The organism is Streptomyces sp. NBC_01268 (assembly GCF_036240795.1).
Lineage (GTDB): Bacteria > Actinomycetota > Actinomycetes > Streptomycetales > Streptomycetaceae > Streptomyces.
Genome location: NZ_CP108454.1, coordinates 3,195,469 through 3,217,504, shown reverse-complemented (window position 1 = coordinate 3,217,504; position 22,036 = coordinate 3,195,469). Strand labels below are relative to the sequence as shown.

The window sequence follows — 22,036 nt, the reverse complement described above, 5'->3', positions numbered from 1 at the left end:
CGTCGCTGTCCACAGTGTCAAACTTCCCCCCCTGGTTTTGTACACATAAGGACCATGACGGCGCGGGGGGCAACAGCGATAGGCTTTTCCCGTGATCAGCGCGATACGCCGAGGGGGCAGTGCAGCCCCCGGCTTCCGCCCGGCTCGCCACAGCGACCGGGCCGACGGTGCGTTCGCCGATCCCTTCCGTCCGGGCGCGACGGCCCGAGTGGCCGATATGCACCCGGACATCTCTCATCGCGGCATAACGTCGACCTCGACCGGTACCACCGCGTCGTGGCGTTGTGCCCTTTCTTCCACCGACGTCACGCAATGGCGCGCGACAGGAGTCAGAGGACATGCAGACCAAGCTGGACGAAGCCAAGGCCGAGCTGCTCGATCGGGCCGCCCGGGTAGCTGAGAACAGCCCGGTCGGGGGGCGACTTCCGACAGGGCCGGAGAACGGGGAGCGTCCGGACCGCGACACCCTGCTCGACTACCTCCAGCGCTATTACCTGCACACGGCGCCGGAAGACCTGACGGACCGCGACCCCGTCGACGTCTTCGGTGCCGCACTCTCGCACTACCGCCTCGCGGAGAACCGCCCCCAGGGCACCGCGAGCGTCCGCGTCCACACGCCGACGGTGGAGGAGAACGGCTGGACCTGCAGTCACTCCGTCGTCGAGGTGGTCACCGACGACATGCCGTTCCTCGTGGACTCCGTGACCAACGAGCTGTCCCGCCAGGGGCGCGGCATCCACGTCGTCATCCACCCGCAGGTCCTCGTCCGCCGCGACGTGGCCGGCAAGCTGATCGAGGTGCTCACCGAGAAGCCGAAGGGCGCCCTGCCGCACGACGCGCTCGTCGAGTCCTGGATCCACGTCGAGGTCGACCGCGAGACCGACAAGGCCGACCTCAAGCAGATCACCGCCGACCTGCTGCGCGTCCTGTCCGACGTCCGCGAGACCGTCGAGGACTGGGACAAGATGCGCGAGGCCGCGCTGCGCATCGCCGACTCCCTGGCCGGCGAGCCGACCCCCGCCGACCTGCGGCCCACCGAGGTCGAAGAGGCCCGCGAGCTGCTGCGCTGGCTCTCGGACGACCACTTCACCTTCCTGGGCTACCGCGAGTACGAGCTGGTCAACGGCGACGCCCTGTCCGCCGTGCCCGGCACCGGCCTCGGCATCCTGCGCGCCGACCCGCACCACAGCGACGACGACCCGCACGCCCACCCCGTCTCGCCGTCGTTCAGCCGGCTGCCCGCCGACGCCCGCGCCAAGGCGCGCGAGCACAAGCTGCTGGTCCTGACGAAGGCCAACAGCCGCGCGACCGTGCACCGCCCCTCGTACCTCGACTACGTCGGCGTGAAGAAGTTCGACGCCGACGGCAACGTCGTCGGCGAGCGGCGCTTCCTCGGCCTCTTCTCCTCGGCCGCGTACACCGAGTCCGTGCGCCGCGTGCCGGTCGTCAAGCGCAAGGTCCAGGAGGTCCTGGAGGGCGCCGGCTTCTCGCCGAGCAGCCACGACGGGCGCGACCTGCTCCAGATCCTGGAGACCTACCCGCGCGACGAGCTCTTCCAGACCCCGGCCGACGAGCTGCGCTCCATCGTCACCAGCGTCCTGTACCTGCAGGAGCGGCGGCGGCTGCGGCTCTACCTGCGCCAGGACGAGTACGGCCGCTACTACTCGGCCCTCGTGTACCTGCCGCGGGACCGCTACACCACCCGCGTCCGGCTGCGGATCATCGACATCCTGAAGGAGGAGCTGCAGGGCGCCAGCGTCGACTTCACGGCCTGGAACACCGAGTCGATCCTGTCCCGCCTCCACTTCGTCATCCGCGTCGAGCCCGGCACCGAACTGGCCAAGCTCACCGAGGCCGACGTCGACCGCATCGAGGCCCGGCTGGCCGACGCCGCCCGCTCCTGGGCCGACGGCTTCGGCGAGGCGCTCAACGCCGAGCTGGGCGAGGAGCGCGCCGCCGAGCTGCTCCGCCGCTACGGCAACGCCTTCCCCGAGGGCTACAAGGCCGACCACTCGCCGCGCGCCGCCGTGTCCGACCTGGTCCACCTGGAGGCCCTGGCCGACAGCGACAAGGACTTCGCGCTCTCCCTGTACGAGCCCGTCGCCTCCGGCGCCGGCGAGCGCCGCTTCAAGATCTACAAGACCGGCGACCCGATCTCCCTCTCCGCCGTCCTGCCGGTGCTCAACCGGCTCGGCGTCGAGGTGACCGACGAGCGCCCGTACGAGCTGCGCTGCGCCGACCGCGCCCACGCCTGGATCTACGACTTCGGTCTGCGGATGCCCACGCCCACCGGCAACGGCGGCGACTACATCGGCGAGGACGCCCGCGAGCGCTTCCAGGAGGCCTTCGCGGCCACCTGGACCGGGGCGGCCGAGAACGACAACTTCAACTCGCTCGTCCTGTCCGCCGGGCTGAACTGGCGCGAGGCGATGGTGCTGCGCGCCTACGCGAAGTACCTGCGCCAGGCCGGTTCGACCTTCAGCCAGGACTACATGGAGGACACCCTCCGCAACAACGTCCACACCACCCGGCTGCTGGTCAACCTCTTCGAGGCCCGGATGGCCCCGGAGCGCCAGCGCGCCGGCACCGAGCTGATCGACGGGCTCCTGGAGGAGCTGGACGGCGCCCTGGACCAGGTCGCCTCCCTCGACGAGGACCGCATCCTGCGGTCCTTCCTCACCGTCATCAAGGCGACCCTGCGGACCAACTTCTTCCAGCGGGACGCCGAGGGCCGCCCGCACTCCTACGTGTCGATGAAGTTCGACCCGCAGGCCATCCCCGACCTGCCGGCGCCCCGCCCGGCCTTCGAGATCTGGGTGTACTCGCCGCGGGTCGAGGGCGTCCACCTGCGCTTCGGCAAGGTCGCCCGAGGCGGCCTGCGCTGGTCCGACCGGCGCGAGGACTTCCGTACCGAGATCCTCGGCCTGGTCAAGGCGCAGATGGTGAAGAACACCGTCATCGTGCCGGTCGGCGCCAAGGGCGGCTTCGTCGCCAAGCAGCTCCCGGACCCGTCCGTGGACCGGGACGCCTGGCTCGCCGAGGGCATCGCCTCGTACAAGACCTTCATCTCGGCGCTGCTCGACATCACCGACAACCTGGTCGCCGGCGAGGTCGTGCCCCCGGTCGGCGTGGTCCGCCACGACGAGGACGACACCTACCTGGTCGTCGCCGCCGACAAGGGCACCGCGACCTTCTCCGACATCGCCAACGGTGTCGCCGAGTCGTACGGCTTCTGGCTGGGCGACGCCTTCGCCTCCGGCGGCTCGGCCGGCTACGACCACAAGGGCATGGGCATCACCGCCCGCGGTGCCTGGGAGTCGGTCAAGCGCCACTTCCGCGAGCTGGGCCACGACACCCAGACCGAGGACTTCACCGTCGTCGGTGTCGGCGACATGTCCGGCGACGTCTTCGGCAACGGCATGCTGCTCTCCGAGCACATCCGCCTCGTCGCGGCCTTCGACCACCGGCACATCTTCATCGACCCGAACCCGGACGCGGCCACCTCGTACGCCGAGCGCCGCCGCCTCTTCGAGCTGCCCCGCTCGTCCTGGGCCGACTACGACACCTCGCTGCTCTCCACCGGCGGCGGCATCCACCCCCGCACCGCCAAGTCGATCCCGGTCAACGCGCACGTCCGGGCCGCCCTCGGCATCGAGGCCGGGGTCACCAAGATGACTCCGGCCGAGCTGATGAAGGCCGTCCTGCACGCGCAGGTCGACCTGCTGTGGAACGGCGGCATCGGCACGTACGTGAAGTCCTCGGCCGAGACCAACGCCGAGGTCGGCGACAAGGCCAACGACGCCATCCGCGTCGACGGCCAGGACGTCCGCGCCCAGGTCATCGGCGAGGGCGGCAACCTCGGCGCGACCCAGCTGGGCCGCATCGAGTTCGCCCGCTCCGGCGGCCCCGAGGGCACCGGCGGCAAGGTGAACACCGACGCCATCGACAACAGCGCCGGCGTCGACACCTCCGACCACGAGGTCAACATCAAGATCCTGCTCAACGGTCTGGTCGCCGAGGGCGACATGACCGTCAAGCAGCGCAACAAGATCCTCGCCGAGATGACCGACGAGGTCGGCGCGCTCGTGCTGCGCAACAACTACGCGCAGAACACCGCCCTGGCCAACGCGGTCGCCCAGTCGCCGTCCCTGCTCCACGCCCACCAGCGCTTCATGCGCCGCCTGGGCCGTGACGGGGCCCTCGACCGCTCGCTGGAGTTCCTGCCCAACGACCGGCAGATCCGCGAGCTGCTCAACGGCGGCCGCGGGCTCAGCCAGCCGGAGCTCGCCGTCCTCCTCGCGTACACCAAGATCACGGTGGCCGACGAGCTGATCGGCACGGGCCTGCCGGACGACCCGTACCTGCGCGGGCTGCTCCACGCCTACTTCCCGACGCTGCTGCGCGAGAAGTTCACCGAGGCCGTCGACAACCACGCGCTGCGCCGCGAGATCATCACGACGGTCCTGGTCAACGACACCGTCAACACCGGTGGCTCGACCTTCCTGCACCGCCTCCGCGAGGAGTCCGGCGCGTCGATCGAGGAGATCGTCCGGGCGCAGACCGCGGCCCGCGTGATCTTCCGCCTGGGCGAGGTCTGGGACGCCGTCGAGGCGCTCGACAACAAGGTGCCCGCCGAGTTCCAGACCCGGATGCGCCTGCACTCGCGCCGCCTGGTCGAGCGCGGCACGCGCTGGCTGCTCAACAACCGGCCGCAGCCGCTCCAGATCGGCGAGACCATCGAGTTCTTCTCCGAGCGCGTCGCGCAGGTCTGGGACAAGCTGCCCCAGCTGCTGCGCGGTGCGGACCTGGAGTGGTACGAGTCGATCCTGGCCGAGCTGACCGAGGTCGGCGTTCCGGAGGAGCTGGCGCTGCGCGTGGCCGGGTTCTCCTCCGCCTTCCCGACGCTCGACATCGTCGCGATCGCGGACCGCACGGCCAAGGACCCGCTGGCGGTCGCCGAGGTCTACTACGACCTGGCCGACCGGCTGCGGATCACCGACCTGATGGACCGGATCATCGAGCTGCCGCGCAGCGACCGCTGGCAGTCGATGGCCCGCGCCTCCATCCGCGAGGACCTGTTCGCCGCGCACGCCGGGCTCACGGCGGACGTCCTGGCGGCCGGGAACGGCGCCGCGACGCCCGAGGAGCGGTTCAAGGCCTGGGAGGACGAGAACGCGGCGATCCTGGGCCGGGCGCGCACCACCCTGGAGGAGATCCAGGGCTCGGAGGGCTTCGACCTGGCGAACCTCTCGGTCGCCATGCGGACCATGCGCACGCTGCTGCGGACGCACAGCTAGTCGGAACAGCACGAGAAGGGGGCGCCCCCGCCGGTACCGACCGGCGGGGGCGCCCCTTTCTCCGTCCCTTTCCTCGTCCCCGTCCTCGTCCTCGTCCCCGTCCCCGTCCGTCAGTCCGGGACGGTGACCGAGCCGGTCCACAGGCGCCGGGCAGCCAGGGCCGCCGCCGCGAGCAGCAGGCCGTTGCGGAGCACCATCACGGTGATCCCCGGCCAGGTGCCGGCGGCGACGTCCGCGTACAGCACGGGGTACGCGAGGGAGCTCAGCCCGGCGGCGGGGAGCAGCAGCAGGGCGGCCGGGCGCATCACCGTGCGCCGGGAGGTCAGGCAGACGGCGGCGAGACCGAGCAGCCAGACCATGTACTGGGGGCTGATCACCCGGCTGGTGACGGTGAAGAGCAGCACGGCGGCGAAGGCCGCGTCGAACGGGGTCGCCTCGGTCCAGGCGCGGGCGCGCACCCGCCACAGCAGCAGCCAGCCGAAGGCGGCGACGGTCAGCAGCAGGGCCACGTGCCCGACGGTGGAGACGTAGGGCCCGACGTACTCGTAGGCGCCGTAGCGGAACTGGACGGAGCCCGGCCAGAGTCCGGTCGCCCGGGCCAGGGCGAGGCCGGTGCCGCCCAGGGACTCGATCTGGACGCCCCGGTTGCCCTGCTGGCGCAGGAAGCCGAGAGCGTCGGAGAAGAGCACCGTCAGGGTGACCAGGAGGGCCGCGGCGGTGACGGCGGCGGCGGTCCAGGCCTCGCGGGTGGTGCGGCCGCGCGGGGTGCCGATCAGGGTGAGGGCGGGCCAGACCTTGACCATGGCGCCCAAACCGGCGAGCGCGCCGCCGATCCGGTGGGCGGTGGCGGAGCGGGAGGCGAGGGCGAGCAGCGCGAGCACCGCGAGGGCGGTGGTCTGCACGTCGTAGCGGGCGAGCGGGATGTGCAGGAGCAGGGGGAGCCCGAGGACCCAGTACCAGGCGCCGTGGGTGAGGCGGGAGCGGTCGGCGAGGGCCAGGGCCACGGCGACGGCCGCGTCGGCGAGGAGGGTGAGCAGGACGAAGCCCTGGAAGTAGCTCAGCCAGGGCAGGACCCCGGGCGACATGATGACCAGGCCCGCACCCGGCGGGTACTGCCAGGTGACGTCGCCGGGCGGGAAGGTGCCCTGGGCGAACAGGCCGTACCAGTGCCGGTAGAGGACGTGCACCTCGCTGGCGACGCCGCCGATGCCGAGGTCGTCGCGGTGCAGCAGGTAGAGCATCCCGGCGCGGGAGAGCAGCCAGAGCGCGGCGAGGGTGAGGCGGGGGCCGAGGCCGACGGTCACGAAGGTCGCGGACGTGAAGGTCTCCGACTCGAAGGGGGAGCGGGTGAGGGCGGGCGGCGCGGACTCCGTACGGGCCGTGCCGGGCGCACCGGGCTGGGGCGGCGGGTCGGTCGTCATCCCTTCGCACTTTAGCCAGGTTTGTTCTGGTTCTTACCTGTCTTGGCGCCCGTACTGGTGAACGGGCGGGGTGCGGTGAACTCCTCGTACGCCGCCACGACCTCGTCCGCCGGTCCGTCCATCCGCAGCGTTCCGGCCTCCAGCCACAGGGCCCGGTCGCAGGTCTCGGTGATGGTGGAGTTCGAGTGGCTGACCAGGAGGACGGTGCCCGCCTCGGCGCGCAGTTCGTCGATCCGGCGCCGGCTGCGGCGGCGGAACTGCGCGTCGCCGGTGGCGAGGGCCTCGTCGACGAGCAGCACGTCGTGGCTGCGCGCGGCGGCGATGGAGAAGCGGAGCCGGGCGCCCATGCCGGAGGAGTAGGTGCGCATCGGCAGCGAGACGAAGTCGCCCTTGTCGTTGATCCCGGAGAACTCGACGATGCCGGCGTAGCGCTCGCCGATCTCCTTGCGGCTCATGCCCATCGCGAGCCCGCCGAGGATCACGTTCCGCTCGCCCGTCAGGTCGCCCATCAGGGCCGCGTCGACCCCGAGCAGCGCGGGGTGGCCGCGGGTGTAGATCCGGCCCCGGCTGGTCGGCAGCAGACCCGCGACCGCCTTCAGGAGGGTCGACTTGCCCGATCCGTTCGAACCGATCAGGCCGATCGCCTCGCCCCGGTACGCGGCGAAGCCGACGCCCTTCACGGCGTGGACGGTGTGCGGCCTGCGCCCGGCGCCGCCGCGCTCCGTGTACGTGACGTGGACGCCGTCGGCGACGACGGTCGGCTCGCGGTCGGTCGGCGCCGCTCCGGCGCTCGCGCGGTCGGCGGCTCCGGCGCTCGCGCGGTCGGGGGCGGCTCCGGTGTGCTCAGCCACGGCCATAGGTCTCCTCCGCCTTCCAGAAGTAGACGAACCCGCCGACGAAGGCGAGCAGCGCCCAGGCGGTCGCCACCGCCCAGACGTGCGGCGGGAGCTGGGCGCCCGTGAAGCTCTCGACCAGCGCGAAGCGCAGCAGGTCGATGTACACGGCCGCCGGATTGCACTGCAGGGCCAGCACCACCAGGTGCGGGAAGCGACCGTCGCCCGCCAGGTGCTGGATCGACCACATGACCCCGGAGGCGTACATCCAGGTGCGCAGCACGAACGGCATCAGCTGCGCGAGGTCCGGGGTGCGGGAGGCGAGCCGGGCCATCGCCAGGGCGAGCCCGGTGCCGAAGAGCGTCTGGAGCAGCAGGGCGGGGACCGCCAGGAGCCAGGCGGCGCGCGGGAACTCGCCGAAGCAGAGCAGGATCACGACCAGCGCGCCGAGCGAGAAGAGCAGCTGCTGGAGCTGCTGGAGCGCGAGCGCGAGGGGCAGGCTCGCGCGGGGGAAGTGCAGGGCCCGGACGAGGCCGAGGTTGCCGCTGACGGCCCGGGTGCCGGTCATGATCGTCTGCGAGGTGAAGGTCCATGCGAAGACGCCCGTGATCAGGAACGGGACGTAGTCGGGGACGCCCCGCTGGACGTCCATGAGGACGCCGAAGATCGCGTAGTAGACGGCCGCGTTGAGCAGGGGGGTCATCACCTGCCAGACCTGGCCGAGCCGGGCCTGGCTGTACTGGGCGGTCAGCCTGGCCGTCGCGAACGCGGTGATGAAGTGCCGCCGGGCCCAGAGCTGCCGGGTGTACGCGGGGAGCGAGGGCCGGGCTCCGCTCACGGTCAGGCCGTGGCGCAGGGCGAGGGCGCGGAGCTCCTCGGAGCTGAGGGGCGCGGGGGGCGCGGGGGGTGTCTCAGGTGGGTGGGGCGGGGGTGCCGGGGGTTCGTCGAGGGTGTGGGTCGTCACGGGGATCGCCTTCGCTCTCGGCTTCGATGGAACGGGTCCGTATCGTCGCTACGGGGAGAGTAGGGCGCTTCTGCGTCGGAACGCAACCGTATCGTCGTGGCGTTTGCGTCCCGGTCGCGGCTGGTTAGGATCCTGGGCATGACGACACCTTCCGGGACCCCTCGCCGCACCCCCGCGGGAGCCGCCGTGCTCCGGGAGGACGTCACCGAGGCCATCCGCGCCGCCGTCTTCGAGGAGCTGGCCACGGTCGGCTTCGCGCGGATGTCCATCGAGGGCATCGCCCGCCGCGCCGGGGTCGGCAAGACCGCCGTCTACCGCCGCTGGAAGTCCAAGCTCGCCCTGGTCCTCGACCTCGTCGGCGCCGTCGCCGTCCAGGGCCTGCCCGCACCCGCCACCGGCTCGCTGTACGGGGACGTGCGGGCCCTCCTGGAGGTCGCCGCGCACGCCCTGCGCCACCCGGTGGCCTCGCAGGTCATCCCGGACCTGCTGGTCGAGTCGGTGCGGAACCCCGAGATGGCCGACGCCATCAAGGCCGCCCTCCTCGACGGCCGGCGGGGCGTCGTCGCGCAGGTCGTCCGCGAGGCCGTCGCCCGCGGCGAGCTGCCCGAGGGCGCCGACCCGGACCGGGCCCTGGACCTGGTCGTCGGCCCGCTCTACTGGCGGCTCGTCGTGGTCCGCACCGCGACGCCGGAGGGCTACCTCGACGACCTCGCCCGGTCGGCGGTGGCCGCGCTGCGGGCGTAGTACGGGCGTAGTGCGGGCGTAGTACGGCCGTGGCGCGGCCGTAGGGCGGAACGGGGCGGGGGCCCTACTTCACCGCCCCCGCCATCACCCCCGACACGAACTGCCGCTGGAAGGCGAAGAAGACCAGCAGCGGGATCACCATCGACACGAACGCCCCCGGCGCCAGCACGTCGACGTTGTTGCCGAACTGGCGCACCTGCTGCTGGAGCGCGACCGTGATCGGCGGCGACTGCGCGTCCGCGAAGATCAGCGCCACCAGCATGTCGTTCCACACCCACAGGAACTGGAAGATGCCCAGCGAGGCGACCGCCGGGCCGCCCAGCGGCAGCACCACCCGGGTGAACAGGCGGATCTCGCCGGCCCCGTCGAGCCGGGCCGCCTCCAGGAGCTCGCGCGGGATCTCCGCGAAGAAGTTCCGCAGCAGGAAGATCGCGAACGGCAGCCCGAAGGCCGTGTGGAACAGCACCACGCCCAGGGTCGTCTCGAAGATGCCGACCGTGCCGAACAGCTTCGACACCGGCACCAGGGCCACCTGTACGGGCACCACGAGCAGCCCCACGACCACCAGGAACCACCAGTCCCGGCCGGGGAAGTCCAGCCAGGCGAAGGTGTACCCGGCGAGCGCGCCGATCACGATGACCAGGAGCGTCGCCGGGACGGTGATCAGGACCGTGGAGACGAGCGAGTCGGTGATCGTCTCGTTGCCGAGGAGGTGCCGGTAGTTCTCGGTGGTCAGCTGCGCGGGCGCGGCGAAGACCTGCCACCAGCCGTCCGAGGCGATGTCGGACGGGGAGCGCAGCGAGGAGAAGAGCAGCCCCACCGTCGGCATCAGCCAGAACAGCGCGACCAGGACCAGGAAGACCCGCATCGCGCCACCGGCGGCGCGGGCGGCGATCCGGGACCCCAGGGGGCGGGCCGGGCGGCGGCTCATCGGCGGGTCTCCCTTCGCGTACGGCGCGTCCGGCGGATGTTGAGCGCCATCACCGGCAGCACCAGGAGCAGCAGCAGGACGGCGATGGCCGAACCCACCCCGAGGTCGGCGTCCGTCCCGAACGACGAGCGGTACAGCTGGAGCGCGAGCACGTTGGCGTCGTCCTGCGCCGAACCCGGCGCGATGATGAAGACCAGGTCGAAGACCTTGAGCACGTTGATCATCAGGGTCACCAGGACGACCGCGAGGACCGGCGCGAGCAGCGGGACGGTGATCCGCCGGAACACCTGCCACTCGTTCGCCCCGTCGACCCGGGCCGCTTCGAGGAGCTCGCGCGGCAGCCCCGCGAGCCCGGCGGCGATCAGCACCATCGCGAAGCCGGCCCACATCCACACGTAACTGCCGATGATCGCGGGCGTCACGAGCGAGGGGCCGAGCCACTCCACCCCGTCGTACTGCTCGCGGAAGTTGCTCGCGGGGAGCCTCAGGACGGCCCCGTCGGCGGCCCGCGGCAGGGTGAACGTGCCGTCGGCGGCGGCCGTGGCGCGCGCGACGACGCTCCCGTCCTTCACCGCCTCGATCCGCAGCCCCTTGAGCCCGAGCTCCTTCGGGTCGACCACGTTGGGCCTCCCGCCGCCGCCCCGGGTGAAGTCCAGCCAGGCGGTGCCGGCGATCCCCTCGGCGGCCGGTGCCGGGGTGCGGGCCGGGCGGGCGCCCTCGGGCATCCGGGCCGGCGCGACGCCGATCAGCGGCAGCCGGGCGGTCTCCCCGGCGCGGACCGGGGACGTGGTGACGTACGCACCGCCGCCCGCGTCCTTCAGCGGGTGCACCGGCAGTGGGCGGGCCCGGGGGAAGCCCGAGGCCTCGGCGAAGGTGTCGTGCACGCCCACCCAGACCGCGTTGGCGACCCCGCGGTCCGGGTCCTGCTCGTACACCAGCCGGAAGATGATCCCGGCGGCGAGCATCGAGATGGCCATCGGCATGAAGACGACCAGCTTGAACGCCGTTCCCCAGCGCACCCGTTCGGTGAGCACCGCGAAGACCAGGCCGAGCGCCGTCGCCACGGTGGGGGCGACCACCACCCAGATCAGGTTGTTGCGGACGGCGGTGCGGATCGACTCGTCCGTGAACAGGGTGACGTAGTTGTCCAGGCCCGCGAAGGAGTCGCCCGCCTTGTCGAAGAAGGAGCGCTGGACCGAGTAGCCGATGGGGTAGACGACCAGCGCGCCGAGCAGGACGAGGGCGGGCAGCAGGAAGGCGGCGGCGGTGAGGCCGGCGCGGGGCCCGCGCCGGGAGCCCGTACGGGTACGGGGCCGGCCGCGGACGGCGGTGTTCGGGCGGGTCTGCGTTCCTCCGCTGCTCATCGGTCAGCCCTGGTACGCCTTGGCGGCCTCGGCCTCCAGTCTGGCCTGGGTCCCGGCGACGTCCTTCGGGTTCTTCAGGAAGTCCTGGAGCGCCTTCCACTCGCCCTTGCCGGGCGTCCCGCCGAACGACTGCGGCATCTGGTCCGACATGTCGAAGCGGAAGTCGTCGCCCGCCCCGATCAGCGCCGCCGCTATCTCCCGCTGCACGTCGTTGGGGTACGCGGCCTTGTCCAGGCCCTTGTTGGGGGAGAGGAAGCCGCCCTCGGCCGCCCAGATCCGGGCCGCGTCGGGCGAGGCGAGGAAGGTCAGCAGGGCCTGTGCCCCCTTGCCGTCCTTGAGCGCCACGGCCGCGTCGCCGCCGGTCACCACCGGGGCGGTGCCGCCGTCGCCGACGGCCGGGAACGGGAACACCTTCGCGTCCGTACCGATCTTGGCTCCGGTCTGCGCGATGTTGACCGCCGAGAAGTCGCCCTCGAAGACCATCGCGGCCTTCGCCCGGTCACCGCCGGTGAAGGTCTGGGTCACAGAGACGGGGAACTCCGTCTGCAGCGCGCCGTTCGTGCCGCCCGCGAGCAGCGCCGGCTTGCCGAACAGCTCGGCCAGCGTCGTCAGGGCGCGGCCGACCGACGGATCCGTCCACTTGAGGGTGTGCTGCGCCAACTGGTCGTACTTCTCCGGACCGGCCTGGGAGAGGTAGACGTTCTCGAACCAGTCGGTCAGCGTCCAGCCGTCCGCGCCGCCCACGGAGACCGGGGTGACGCCCGAGGCCGAGATCGTCTCGGCGGTGGCGAGCAGCTCCTTCCACGTCTTCGGCTCGCTCGCACCCGCGTTGTCGAAGGCGGCGGTGTTGTACCAGACCAGGGACTTGTTGGCGGCCTTGAAGTACACCCCGTACGGGGTGCCGTCGACCGCCCCGAGGTCCTGCCAGCCCTTGGAGTAGTTCTTCGCCAGCTGGGCCCTGGCCTCCGGGCCGAGCGGCTTGAGCCACTTCTGCGCGGCGGCCTGCCGGATCGCTCCGACCTGCGGCAGCATCGCCACGTCGGGCGGGGAACCGCCCGCGATCTTCGTGCCGAGGAAGTTCACGATCGGGTCCTGCGCGGGCACGAAGGTGACGGTCGCGCCCGTGCGCTTCTCGAACTCCTTCAGGACCTTGACGAAGTTCTGCTGCTCGGGGCCGGTCCAGACGGCGGCGACCTCGATCTTCTCGCCCTTCAGGGACGGTAACGAGAGCCCGCCCCCGCCGCTCGCGCTGGGCGCGGCCGCGCCCGGCTCCTCGTCGCCGCCCCCGCCACAGGCCGTGGCCGTGAGGACGGCGACCGCCGCCACCGAGATGATCCGAAGAGTTCTGCTGCCCCGCATCCGAGCCCCGCCTCTCCCGCGCTTCCTGGTCCCGTGGGCTCAGGTCTACGCCGGGCGCCCGGGGCCCGCAATACCGCCTTCCGTGACAAGCGGGGGATCGTGATGGGCTCGTGACGTGTCGTCAGGCGTGCGTGGGTGACGTCAGCGGCGGTACGGGAGTGGCCTCCACGGACCGGGCGGCCCGGTCCAGGGCGCTGGCGAGCAGGGCCAGGTCCGTCGGGCCGTTGCCCAGCTCGCGGACCGGGCGGCGGGTCGGCGGATCGCCCATCCGCTCCCACTCCAGCGGGACCACCGTCGGACGCAGGGTCGCCGTGCGGGGGATGCGCCCGGTGACCCGGCCCGTCTGGAAGGGCGTCACCCGGCCGTCCGGGTGCCCGAGGCGTCCCCGACCCGGCTGCGGCTCGTCGGGGCCGGGCGCCGCGGGCGGCGGATCGAGCACGATCCGCAGCCGCGCGCCGTGCGCCAGCTCCGTGTCCACCGTCCGGTCCGGCCGCGCCGACGCGGCGATCAGGTGCACCCCGAGCCGCGCCCCGTTGCGCGCGACGGCCTCCAGGGCCCGCACCACCGACCCGGCCGCCGGCCGTCCCGGCGCGCCCAGCGCGGGCGCGACCAGCGCGTCGAAGTCGTCCACGAGGACGACGAGCCGCGGCAGCGAGCCCGCCCCCTCGGCGGCCGGCTGCGGGGGTCCCGCCGCCACGCCGCCCTCGACGCGCCCCGTGCGCCCGCTGGGCAGGTACGTGAGGTCGTCGGCGCCCGCCCGGTGGGCGCGGCCGCTCGGACGGTCGCCCAGATCGCCCGCCCCGGGCCGGGACAGCCGCCCGCTCGGCGAGTCGCCGAGGAGGTCGGAGCCGGGGGGCGGGGTGTGCGGGCCGCTGCCCGGGTACGGGGCGCGGCCGCCGGCGCGGTCGGCCGGGTCGCCGGTCCCGGGGCGGGGCAGGCGGGCGCTCGGGGTGTCGGTGAGGTCGCCGCCGTGGGCGCGCAGGGTGCGGCTGCTGGTGCGGTCGCCCAGGAGGTCCGAGCCGGGGGGCGGGGTGCGGGTGTCCGTGCCGGGGTAGGGCGTGCGGCTGCCGGCACGGTCGCCGAGGTTGCCCGAGCCCGGGCGGGGCAGACGGCCGCTGGGGGTGTCGGTGAGGTCGCCGCCGTGGGCGCGCAGGGTGCGGCTGCTGGTGCGGTCGCCGAGGAGGTCGGAGCCGGGGGGTGGAGTGTGCGGGCCGTTGCCCGGGTAGGGGGTGCGGCTGCCGGTGCGGTCGCCGGCGTCGCCCGTCCCGGGGCGGGGCAGGCGGCTGCTCGGGGTGTCGCCCAGGTCGCCGCCGCTGGTGCGGAGGGTGCGGCCGCTCGGGCGGTCGGTCAGGTCCGCCGTGCCCGCGCGGGCTTCCGGGACGCGAGCGGTGGCGCGGGCCGTCGGGGAGACGGTCTCGGCGGCGCTCGCGGCCCGCTGGCCGATCAGGCGGCCGGAGCGGCGGTCCGCGAAGTGGGTGTCGCCCAGCAGCTCCGCGCGGCGCTTCAGCTCCCCGCCCAGCGCCTGCGCGAACTCCCGCATCCGCACCGGGTCGGAGGCGACCAGGTGTTCCGTCACGTGCGGCAGCTCCGTACAGGCCGCGAGGCCCTCGCCACGCTCGCCGCCCGCGCCGTCGACCAGGAGCAGCCCCAGCCGGTCGGGGCGCCCGCCCGCCGCCAGGGAGGCGGCGATGGCCCGCAGCAGCTCGGTGCGGCCGCTGCCCGCAGGGCCCTCGATCAGCAGGTGGGGGCCCTCCGCGGTGAGGTCCACGGCCACCGGCCCGCGGGGGCCCGCGCCCAGGACCACCGTGCCGTCCGCGGCCGAGGCCCAGCGCGCCATCAGCGACGCCGGGGTGGCCCGGGCCAGGCCCAGCTCGTCCAGGAGCCGCGCCGAGGGCGGCAGGGCGGCCGACCGCCCCTGGCCCGCGCCCGCGGCCGTCTCCGTACGCAGCGGGGCCAGGGCCCGGCCGAACCGCTCGGCCCACGCCACCGACACCGCGTCCACCACGCCGACCGTGCCGTGCCCCGCGACCCGGCCGCCGGCCGTCCGCAGCAGCCGGAGCGCCGTGGCCACGTCGCCGCTGAGCAGCGCCGCCGCCCCGCACTCGCGGAAGGCGAAGGAGGAGGCGCACGCCTCCTCGTACGTCGCCGCCACCGGGGAGGCGGGCGAGGCGGAGGGCGCCTCGGCGAGGCAGATCAGATGGATGCCGGAGGCCGCGCCCGCCGCGGCGAGCCGCGCCGCCGTCTCGCGCAGCGCGGCGGAGCCGGGGTCGCCGTCCACGATGACGACCGTCGCCGGCCCCTCGTGGTGCGCGGCGGCCTCGGCGACCGTCGCCCGGTCCGCGCTCGGCCAGCCCGCGCCGAGCGGACCGTCGTCCAGCCGCCGGGTGAGCTCCGTCAGGCGCGCCTGCGCCTGCTCCCGGTCGTACGCCAGGAGCAGCCGGCAGTCCTGGCCGTGCCCCGGCCGCACGTGCGGGAGCCAGCCGAGCCAGCCCCAGGCCCGGCGCCGCTCCTCCAAGGGGCGGTTCCGGTCGGCGCTGATCAGCACGATCTCCAGGTCGCCGGGGGAGTGCAGGGCGGCCAGCTGCGCGACGACCGAGCGGGCCAGACCCGCGAGTCGCGCGCCGGGACCGGCGAGTCCCAGCGAACCGGCCTCCCGCAGGCCGACCGTGACCGGCACTCCGGACAGCTCCGCGCGGTCCGTCGTGCCGAGCCGGACCACCAGGGCCTCGGGGTGGTCGAGGTCCCGCTCCCACAGGCGCCGGCCGGGGCCGAGCGCGGTGAGCAGGACGGCGGCGGGGTCGGGCCAGCTGTCGGGCGAGGGGACGGGACCCGCCGCGGCGGTGCCGGGCAGGCTGCCGGGTCTGGTCTCGGCGAAGGCCGCCACCGGAACCACGCCGTACTCGCCGGTCTCGCCGGTCCGCGCGTCGTCCTTGCCGCCCGCGAGCCGCCGGGCCCAGGCCCCGAGCCCGCGCTTGCGGGTCTGCCGGGTCCGGCTGTGCGCCTCGATCCCGGCCTCGCCCTCGGAGCCGGTGGGCTCCTGCGCGCGCGCGTGGCCGTCGCCGGGCGCGTCGCCGCCGGAGCCGGTGCCGGGGCCTGTGGCGATGCCGCGGGAGCCGCCGTAGGTGGCGCCCTCGGAGAGCGTCCCCGGGGCGTGGGGCGGTGCGTACGCCGTGGGGCGCGTCCCCTGCCCCGTATCGCCGGGGGAGTCCGTGGCGTCCGGGCCGGGGGCTCCGGCGCGGCGCACGCGCAGGTGGCCCTCGCCGTCCGGGGCGGTCGGGAGGCCGTCGTCGGCGGGCGGGGCGGAGGCGGCGGCGCCGGCGGAGGAGGGCCGGGCGGAGGTCCGGGTGTCGGAGCGGTCGGCGCTCCTGGCGGTGCCCGTACCGCCCGACCTGCCCGTGCCGCCCGGCCCGGCCCCGCCGGTCAGGCGCAGCGCGGACTCGCCGACGCGCAGCACGGCGCCCGGGGGGAAGCGGACGGGCTGCGGGCCGACCGGGGCGCCGTCGAGGGTCGTCCCGTTGGTGGAGCCCTGGTCCGTGACCGTGACGCGGCCGTCGGGGCCGACCGTCACCGTGCAGTGGGCCCGCGAGACGTCCGGGTCGTCGAGCGGCACGTCAGCGTCGACGGAACGGCCGATTCTGATCGCTCCGCCGTGCAGCAGATGCACGCCGCCGGCGTCCGGTCCCGCCACCACGTGCAGCCGGGCCGGAGCGCCCTCGCCTATCCCGTCGTCGGGGCCGGGCACCTGGAGGGAGAGGACCGCCCCGTCGACCAGCGGCGGCTCGCCGAGCACGCAGCGCCGGGTGTCCAGCCGCTCGACGCCCGCGTAGAGCACGGTCGTGCCGGAGGAGGAGGTGTCGGGGCCCGAGACGGCCGCGGCGAGGGAGGAGGCCACGGCGGCCAGCTCCGTCCCCGCGGGGGCGGTGACGAGCACGTCGCAGGCGCGCCCCGCGCCGTGGCCGGCGTGCGGCGCGAGGACGGTCAGCCGGATCTGCATCGCCGTCAGCGGTCCCTTCTGCGCGGCGCGCCCGGCGGGGGAACTGCCCACTGACTCCCCCCACCCGGCACGGACGCGTCGTCCGGTTCAGGTCGGCACGGTGCGAGGGCTCCCGACCCTCGACACGACGTGCTGTAGGCATCCTCGCACCTGCCGCTGACAACCCGCCCACGGGTCGTCCAGAAGTGATCTTGTTCGATCGCACGGCGACGCGAAAACGCCTGGTTGCGTATGTCTCGCGTCGCTTCCGGCAACCTCCGCCGCGTACCGGGCGTCTCCGTTCCGGACAGGGCGGAACCCGTTCCCTCGCGGGTCGGACCCGGCGACATCCCCGGGCCGGCCCCACCCGGCCCACCGGAATACGCCCTCCAGGGCACGGTCGATGACCCGTTCGGCGGCACTAAAGTGGGTCGGACACCCGGACGGGTCACAGAACACACAGGAACCCCGGGGACCCTCATCAGACCCCCCGGGGGCGTCCCAGGACCACGATCAGCAGGGAGCGCGTGACGTGCGGCCTATCGGCAGCAAGTACCTGCTCGAGGAGCCGCTCGGCCGCGGCGCCACGGGCACCGTCTGGCGAGCCCGCCAGACGGAGGCGGCCGGCGCCGACGCCGCCGTGCAGGGCCGGCCCGGCGAGGCCGTGGCGATCAAGGTCCTCAAGGAGGAGCTCTCCAACGACCCGGACATCGTGATGCGCTTCCTGCGCGAGCGGTCCGTGCTGCTCCGGCTGACCCACCCCCACATCGTGCGCACCCGCGACCTCGTCGTGGAGGGCGACCTGCTCGCCCTGGTCATGGACCTCGTCGACGGCCCCGACCTGCACCGCTACATCCGCGAGAACGGCCCGCTCACCCCGGTCGCCGCCGCGCTGCTGACCGCGCAGGTCGCCGACGCGCTCGCCGCGAGCCACGCCGCCGGCGTCGTCCACCGCGACCTCAAGCCCGCCAACGTGCTGCTCGACGAGCGGGACGGCGCCATGTTCCCGATGCTGACCGACTTCGGCATCGCGCGGCTCGCCGACTCCCCGGGCCTGACCCGCACCCACGAGTTCGTCGGCACGCCCGCGTACGTCGCGCCGGAGTCCGCCGAGGGCCGCCCGCAGACCTCCGCCGTCGACGTCTACGGCGCCGGCATCCTGCTGTACGAGCTGGTCACCGGCCGCCCGCCGTTCGCCGGCGGCACGGCTCTGGAGGTCCTGCACCGGCACCTGAGCGAGGAGCCGCGCCGCCCCTCGACCGTGCCCGGTCCGCTGTGGACGGTGATAGAGCGCTGCCTGAGCAAGGACCCGGACCGGCGCCCCAGCGCCGAGAACCTGGCCCGCGGCCTGCGCACGGTCGCCGCCGGCATCGGCGTGCACTCCACCCCGGCCCAGATCGAGGCCGCGGACGGCGTGGGCGCCCTGCTCGCCCCCGACCCGGCCCCGGCGCCCGTCCCCGAGACCCCGGGCGTGGACCCGGCCGGCGCCACCCAGGTGCTGCCGAGCGGCGCCGGGCAGTACGACCCGGCGGCCCCGACCAGCGTGATGCAGACCGGCGGCCCGGCCGGCGCGGCGGACCCGACGGCGGTGCTCCCGGCGACCGGCGCGGCCGACCCGACCGCCGTCATGCCCCCCGTACCGTCGCAGCCGCCCCAGGCCTCGCCGCCGAGCGACGCGCCGCACCCGTGGGAGAGCCAGCTGCGCGCGGTCCGCGACCGCAACGAGCAGACGCAGATGCAGTACCTGGACCCGAACGACGACCCGCTGCGCCGCCGCCCGCAGCGCCAGCCGCAGCAGTACCAGGGGCAGCCGCCGCAGGGGCAGCAGCAGGGCCGGCCGCCGCAGTACCAGCAGCGGCCGCCGCAGCATCAGCAGCCGCAGCAGTACCAGCAGCAACAGCGCCCGCCGCAGCCGCAGCAGTACCAGCAGCAGCCCCAGCCGTACGCGCCCCAGCCGCCCCAGCGGCAGCAGTACGCGCCGCAGCCGCAGCAGCAGCCGTACGCGCCCCCGCAGCCGCCGCCGCACTCCGCGCCGCCCGCCCAGGCGCCGCGCGAGCCGCGTCCGCCGCGCCAGCGCGGTGCCAACCCGATGCGGATCCCGGGCCTCGGCTGCCTCAAGGGCTGCCTGTTCACGATCGTGCTGTTCGTGGTCGCGGGCTGGCTCGTCTGGGAGCTCACCCCGCTCCAGGACTGGGTCGCCCAGGGCAAGGGCTACTGGCAGGCCATCGGCGACGGGATCAGCTCGATCTCCGACTGGGTCTCGTCGATCGGCGAATCCACCGGCGGCAGCGGTACTACCGGCGGTACGGGCCAGTAGCCGCGGGGCCGCGGCACAGGGGCGGCCGGCCCCGTTCGGGGGCCCATACTGTCTCTTTGTCGACTTCCGAGGGGTGATTTCCCCTCGGAAGTGCCGGTGGGCGCCCTCGGCCGCGTAACTTTGACGCGAACCGCAGCCGCTGAGGGAGCAGTCTTGGCACGGAATATCGGCAGCCGCTACACGGCCCACCAGATCCTCGGGCGGGGCAGCGCGGGCACGGTGTGGCTCGGCGAGGGCCCCGAGGGGCCCGTCGCCATCAAGCTGCTGCGCGAGGACCTCGCCTCCGACCAGGAGCTCGTCGGCCGCTTCGTCCGGGAGCGCACCGCCCTGCTCGGGCTCGACCATCCGCACGTCGTCTCCGTCCGCGACCTCGTCGTCGACGGCAACGACCTGGCGCTGGTCATGGACCTCATCCGCGGCACCGACCTGCGCACCCGCCTCGACCGGGAACGCCGGCTCGCCCCCGAGGCCGCCGTCGCGATCATCGCCGACGTCGCCGACGGCCTGGCCGCCGCCCACAAGGCCGGCGTCGTCCACCGGGACGTCAAGCCCGAGAACATCCTGCTCGACATGGAGGGGCCCCTCGGCCCCGGCGGCGCCCACCCCGCCCTCCTCACCGACTTCGGCGTCGCCAAGCTGATCGACACCCCCGGCCGCACCAAGGCCACCCGGATCATCGGCACCCCCGACTACCTCGCCCCCGAGATCGTCGAGGGCCTGCCGCCGCGCGCCGCCGTCGACATCTACGCCCTCGCGACCGTCCTGTACGAGCTGCTCGCCGGCTTCACGCCCTTCGGCGGCGGCCACCCCGGCGCCGTACTGCGCCGCCACGTCACCGAGACCGTCGTCCCGCTGCCCGGCATCCCCGAGGAGCTGTGGCAGCTGATCGTCCAGTGCCTCGCCAAGGCGCCCGCCTCCCGGCTGCGCGCCTCGGAGCTGGGCGCCCGGCTGCGGGACGTGCTGCCGCTGCTCAAGGGCATCCCGCCGCTCGACGTGGACGAGCCCGACGCGGACCCGGCGACGGAACCCGCGTACGAGGAGGACCCGTTCCCGACCGGTGCGGGCGAGCCCGCACCGCGCCGGGCCGCCGTCCCCCTCGTCCCCGGTGCCTCGACCGACTCCAACCGGGACACCCACACCTCCATGCGGGTCCCCGGCCCCGACGAGCTCTCCGGCGGCCCGCTGGGCACCGCCCGCGCCCCCCGCTCCGCGAGCGCCAGACGGCCCGGCTCCGCCCGGCACAAGGCCGAGACGGTCCGCAAACGCCGGATCACGCTCACCGTCGCCGCGGTCGTCCTGGCGGGCGCGCTGGGGGCGGGCGGCTACCTGGCGGTGTCCGGGGACGGCGACGCCCCGCCGCAGGACTCGAAGCAGTCCTCGCAGCCGTAGGCGGGCACGGGTCCGGCTCCGGGCCGGGAGCCGTTACGCTGGACGCGTGGCAGTCGTCGATGTATCCGAAGAGCTGAAGTCCCTCTCCTCGACCATGGGGTCGATCGAGGCCGTTCTGGACCTCGATAAGTTGAGGGCAGACATCGCCGTGCTCGAAGAGCAGGCCGCGGCCCCGTCCCTCTGGGACGACCCGGAGGCGGCGCAGAAGATCACCAGCAAGCTGTCGCACCTCCAGGCCGAGGTGCGCAAGACCGAGACGCTGCGTGGCCGTATCGACGACCTCGGAGTGCTCTTCGAGCTCGCCGAGGAGATGGACGACCCGGACACCCGGGCCGAGGCCGAGACCGAGCTGACGGCCGTCCGCAAGGCGCTCGACGAGATGGAGGTCCGCACCCTCCTCTCCGGCGAGTACGACGAGCGCGAGGCGCTGGTCAACATCCGTGCCGAGGCCGGCGGCGTCGACGCCTCCGACTTCGCCGAGCGCCTCCAGCGCATGTACCTGCGCTGGGCCGAGCGCCACGGCTACTCGACGGAGATCTACGAGACCTCGTACGCGGAAGAGGCCGGCATCAAGTCGACCACCTTCGTGGTCAAGGCCCCGTACGCCTACGGCACCCTCTCGGTCGAGCAGGGCACCCACCGCCTGGTCCGCATCTCGCCCTTCGACAACCAGGGCCGTCGCCAGACCTCCTTCGCCGGTGTCGAGATCCTGCCGGTCGTCGAGTCCTCCGACCACGTCGAGATCGACGACTCCGACCTCCGCGTCGACGTCTACCGCGCCTCCGGCCCCGGCGGCCAGGGCGTCAACACCACCGACTCGGCCGTGCGCATCACGCACATCCCGACCGGCATCGTGGTCTCCTGCCAGAACGAGCGCTCCCAGATCCAGAACAAGGCGAGCGCCATGAACGTCCTCCAGGCCAAGCTCCTGGAGCGCCAGCGCCAGGAGGAGCGCGCCAGGATGGACGCGCTCAAGGACAGCGGCAGCTCCTGGGGCAACCAGATGCGCTCCTACGTCCTGCACCCGTACCAGATGGTCAAGGACCTCCGCACGGAGTTCGAGGTCGGCAACCCGCAGTCCGTCCTGGACGGCGAGATCGACGGCTTCCTGGAGGCGGGCATCCGCTGGCGCAAGCAGCAGGAGCAGGCGAGCTAGTCGCCTCTCGTCCTCTGGTGTCGGGCCCACTCCCCACGGGAGTGGGCCCGACCCTTTTGCGCGCTCCGGGTGCACGGGTCGGGATTCGCGCGAGCAAGCGGACGTAACGCGTGCCTGACGCTTTGTCGACATGGGAACTGGCCTTGCGGGAGCGGCAGTTCCGGGTTTACGTCACAGTTGCATCGCCGCATGCGGGGCAACTCGTGATCTTTCGGGCATCGCACGCGCAACGACCTTGACTGGTCATCGGAAACTCGGAAGGCTGGCCGGCGGCATGCGTGTAACTGG

Annotated in this window: 12 protein-coding genes; 5 read left to right on the top strand and 7 right to left on the bottom strand. The window is 73.7% G+C overall.

Annotated features, from left to right (window positions below):
- Nucleotides 1-338 precede the first annotated feature (338 nt).
- Complete coding sequence (locus OG309_RS14200) at nt 339-5,297, top strand: NAD-glutamate dehydrogenase (RefSeq protein WP_329421014.1); 4,959 nt, start codon at nt 339-341, stop codon at nt 5,295-5,297.
- 110 nt (nt 5,298-5,407) lie between these two features.
- On the opposite strand, the gene OG309_RS14195 is transcribed toward OG309_RS14200, so the two are convergent.
- The 3 genes from OG309_RS14195 to OG309_RS14185 are packed head-to-tail and all read right to left on the bottom strand — an operon-like array spanning nt 5,408 to nt 8,515.
- Nucleotides 5,408-6,718: a glycosyltransferase 87 family protein gene (locus OG309_RS14195; RefSeq protein WP_329421011.1), complete on the bottom strand. Its 1,311-nt coding sequence runs from the start codon at nt 6,716-6,718 to the stop codon at nt 5,408-5,410.
- A gap of 11 nt (nt 6,719-6,729) precedes the next feature.
- Nucleotides 6,730-7,575, bottom strand: a complete 846-nt coding sequence (locus OG309_RS14190) for an ABC transporter ATP-binding protein (RefSeq protein WP_329421010.1) — start codon at nt 7,573-7,575, stop codon at nt 6,730-6,732.
- Entirely contained in the window at nt 7,562-8,515 is a 954-nt protein-coding gene (locus OG309_RS14185) for an ABC transporter permease (RefSeq protein ID WP_329421008.1), read from the bottom strand. The genes OG309_RS14190 and OG309_RS14185 overlap by 14 nt, the downstream gene beginning before the upstream one ends.
- A gap of 138 nt (nt 8,516-8,653) precedes the next feature.
- Between OG309_RS14185 and OG309_RS14180 the strand changes: the two genes are divergently transcribed.
- Entirely contained in the window at nt 8,654-9,259 is a 606-nt protein-coding gene (locus OG309_RS14180; protein ID WP_329421007.1) for a TetR/AcrR family transcriptional regulator, read from the top strand.
- Nucleotides 9,260-9,323: 64 nt separating this feature from the next.
- On the opposite strand, the gene OG309_RS14175 is transcribed toward OG309_RS14180, so the two are convergent.
- The 4 genes from OG309_RS14175 to OG309_RS14160 form a co-directional block, all read right to left on the bottom strand.
- Nucleotides 9,324-10,190 carry a carbohydrate ABC transporter permease gene (locus OG309_RS14175; RefSeq protein WP_329421005.1) on the bottom strand — a complete coding sequence of 289 codons (867 nt, stop codon included), beginning with the start codon at nt 10,188-10,190 and terminating at the stop codon, nt 9,324-9,326.
- The gene (locus OG309_RS14170; protein ID WP_329421004.1) at nt 10,187-11,554 is read right to left on the bottom strand and encodes a carbohydrate ABC transporter permease; all 1,368 of its coding nucleotides are present in this window, start codon (nt 11,552-11,554) and stop codon (nt 10,187-10,189) included. The genes OG309_RS14175 and OG309_RS14170 overlap by 4 nt, the downstream gene beginning before the upstream one ends.
- A 3-nt stretch (nt 11,555-11,557) precedes the next feature.
- On the bottom strand, nt 11,558-12,913 hold the full coding sequence (locus tag OG309_RS14165; RefSeq protein WP_329421002.1) for an ABC transporter substrate-binding protein: 1,356 nt from the start codon (nt 12,911-12,913) through the stop codon (nt 11,558-11,560).
- A gap of 121 nt (nt 12,914-13,034) precedes the next feature.
- A complete protein-coding gene (locus tag OG309_RS14160; RefSeq protein ID WP_329428312.1) occupies nt 13,035-16,907 on the bottom strand; it encodes an FtsK/SpoIIIE domain-containing protein in 3,873 nt (1,290 codons plus the stop codon).
- Nucleotides 16,908-17,418: 511 nt separating this feature from the next.
- Between OG309_RS14160 and OG309_RS14155 the strand changes: the two genes are divergently transcribed.
- The 3 genes from OG309_RS14155 (at nt 17,419) to prfB (ending at nt 21,748) form a co-directional block, all read left to right on the top strand.
- Complete coding sequence (locus tag OG309_RS14155; protein WP_329421001.1) at nt 17,419-19,203, top strand: serine/threonine-protein kinase; 1,785 nt, start codon at nt 17,419-17,421, stop codon at nt 19,201-19,203.
- Nucleotides 19,204-19,356: 153 nt separating this feature from the next.
- Nucleotides 19,357-20,592, top strand: coding sequence for a serine/threonine-protein kinase (locus OG309_RS14150; protein ID WP_329421000.1), 1,236 nt, complete (start codon nt 19,357-19,359; stop codon nt 20,590-20,592).
- A 46-nt stretch (nt 20,593-20,638) separates the two neighbouring features.
- Complete coding sequence (gene prfB, locus OG309_RS14145) at nt 20,639-21,748, top strand: peptide chain release factor 2 (protein WP_329420999.1); 1,110 nt, start codon at nt 20,639-20,641, stop codon at nt 21,746-21,748.
- Nucleotides 21,749-22,036 lie beyond the last annotated feature (288 nt).

Coding starts and splice junctions, on each gene's coding strand:
- OG309_RS14165 (WP_329421002.1), bottom strand. CDS start 12,913: ATGCGGGGCAGCAGAACTCTTCGGATCATCTCGGTGGCGGCGGTCGCC.
- OG309_RS14190 (WP_329421010.1), bottom strand. CDS start 7,575: ATGGCCGTGGCTGAGCACACCGGAGCCGCCCCCGACCGCGCGAGCGCC.
- OG309_RS14160 (WP_329428312.1), bottom strand. CDS start 16,907: ATGCAGATCCGGCTGACCGTCCTCGCGCCGCACGCCGGCCACGGCGCG.
- OG309_RS14175 (WP_329421005.1), bottom strand. CDS start 10,190: ATGAGCCGCCGCCCGGCCCGCCCCCTGGGGTCCCGGATCGCCGCCCGC.
- OG309_RS14180 (WP_329421007.1), top strand. CDS start 8,654: ATGACGACACCTTCCGGGACCCCTCGCCGCACCCCCGCGGGAGCCGCC.
- OG309_RS14170 (WP_329421004.1), bottom strand. CDS start 11,554: ATGAGCAGCGGAGGAACGCAGACCCGCCCGAACACCGCCGTCCGCGGC.
- OG309_RS14200 (WP_329421014.1), top strand. CDS start 339: ATGCAGACCAAGCTGGACGAAGCCAAGGCCGAGCTGCTCGATCGGGCC.
- OG309_RS14195 (WP_329421011.1), bottom strand. CDS start 6,718: ATGACGACCGACCCGCCGCCCCAGCCCGGTGCGCCCGGCACGGCCCGT.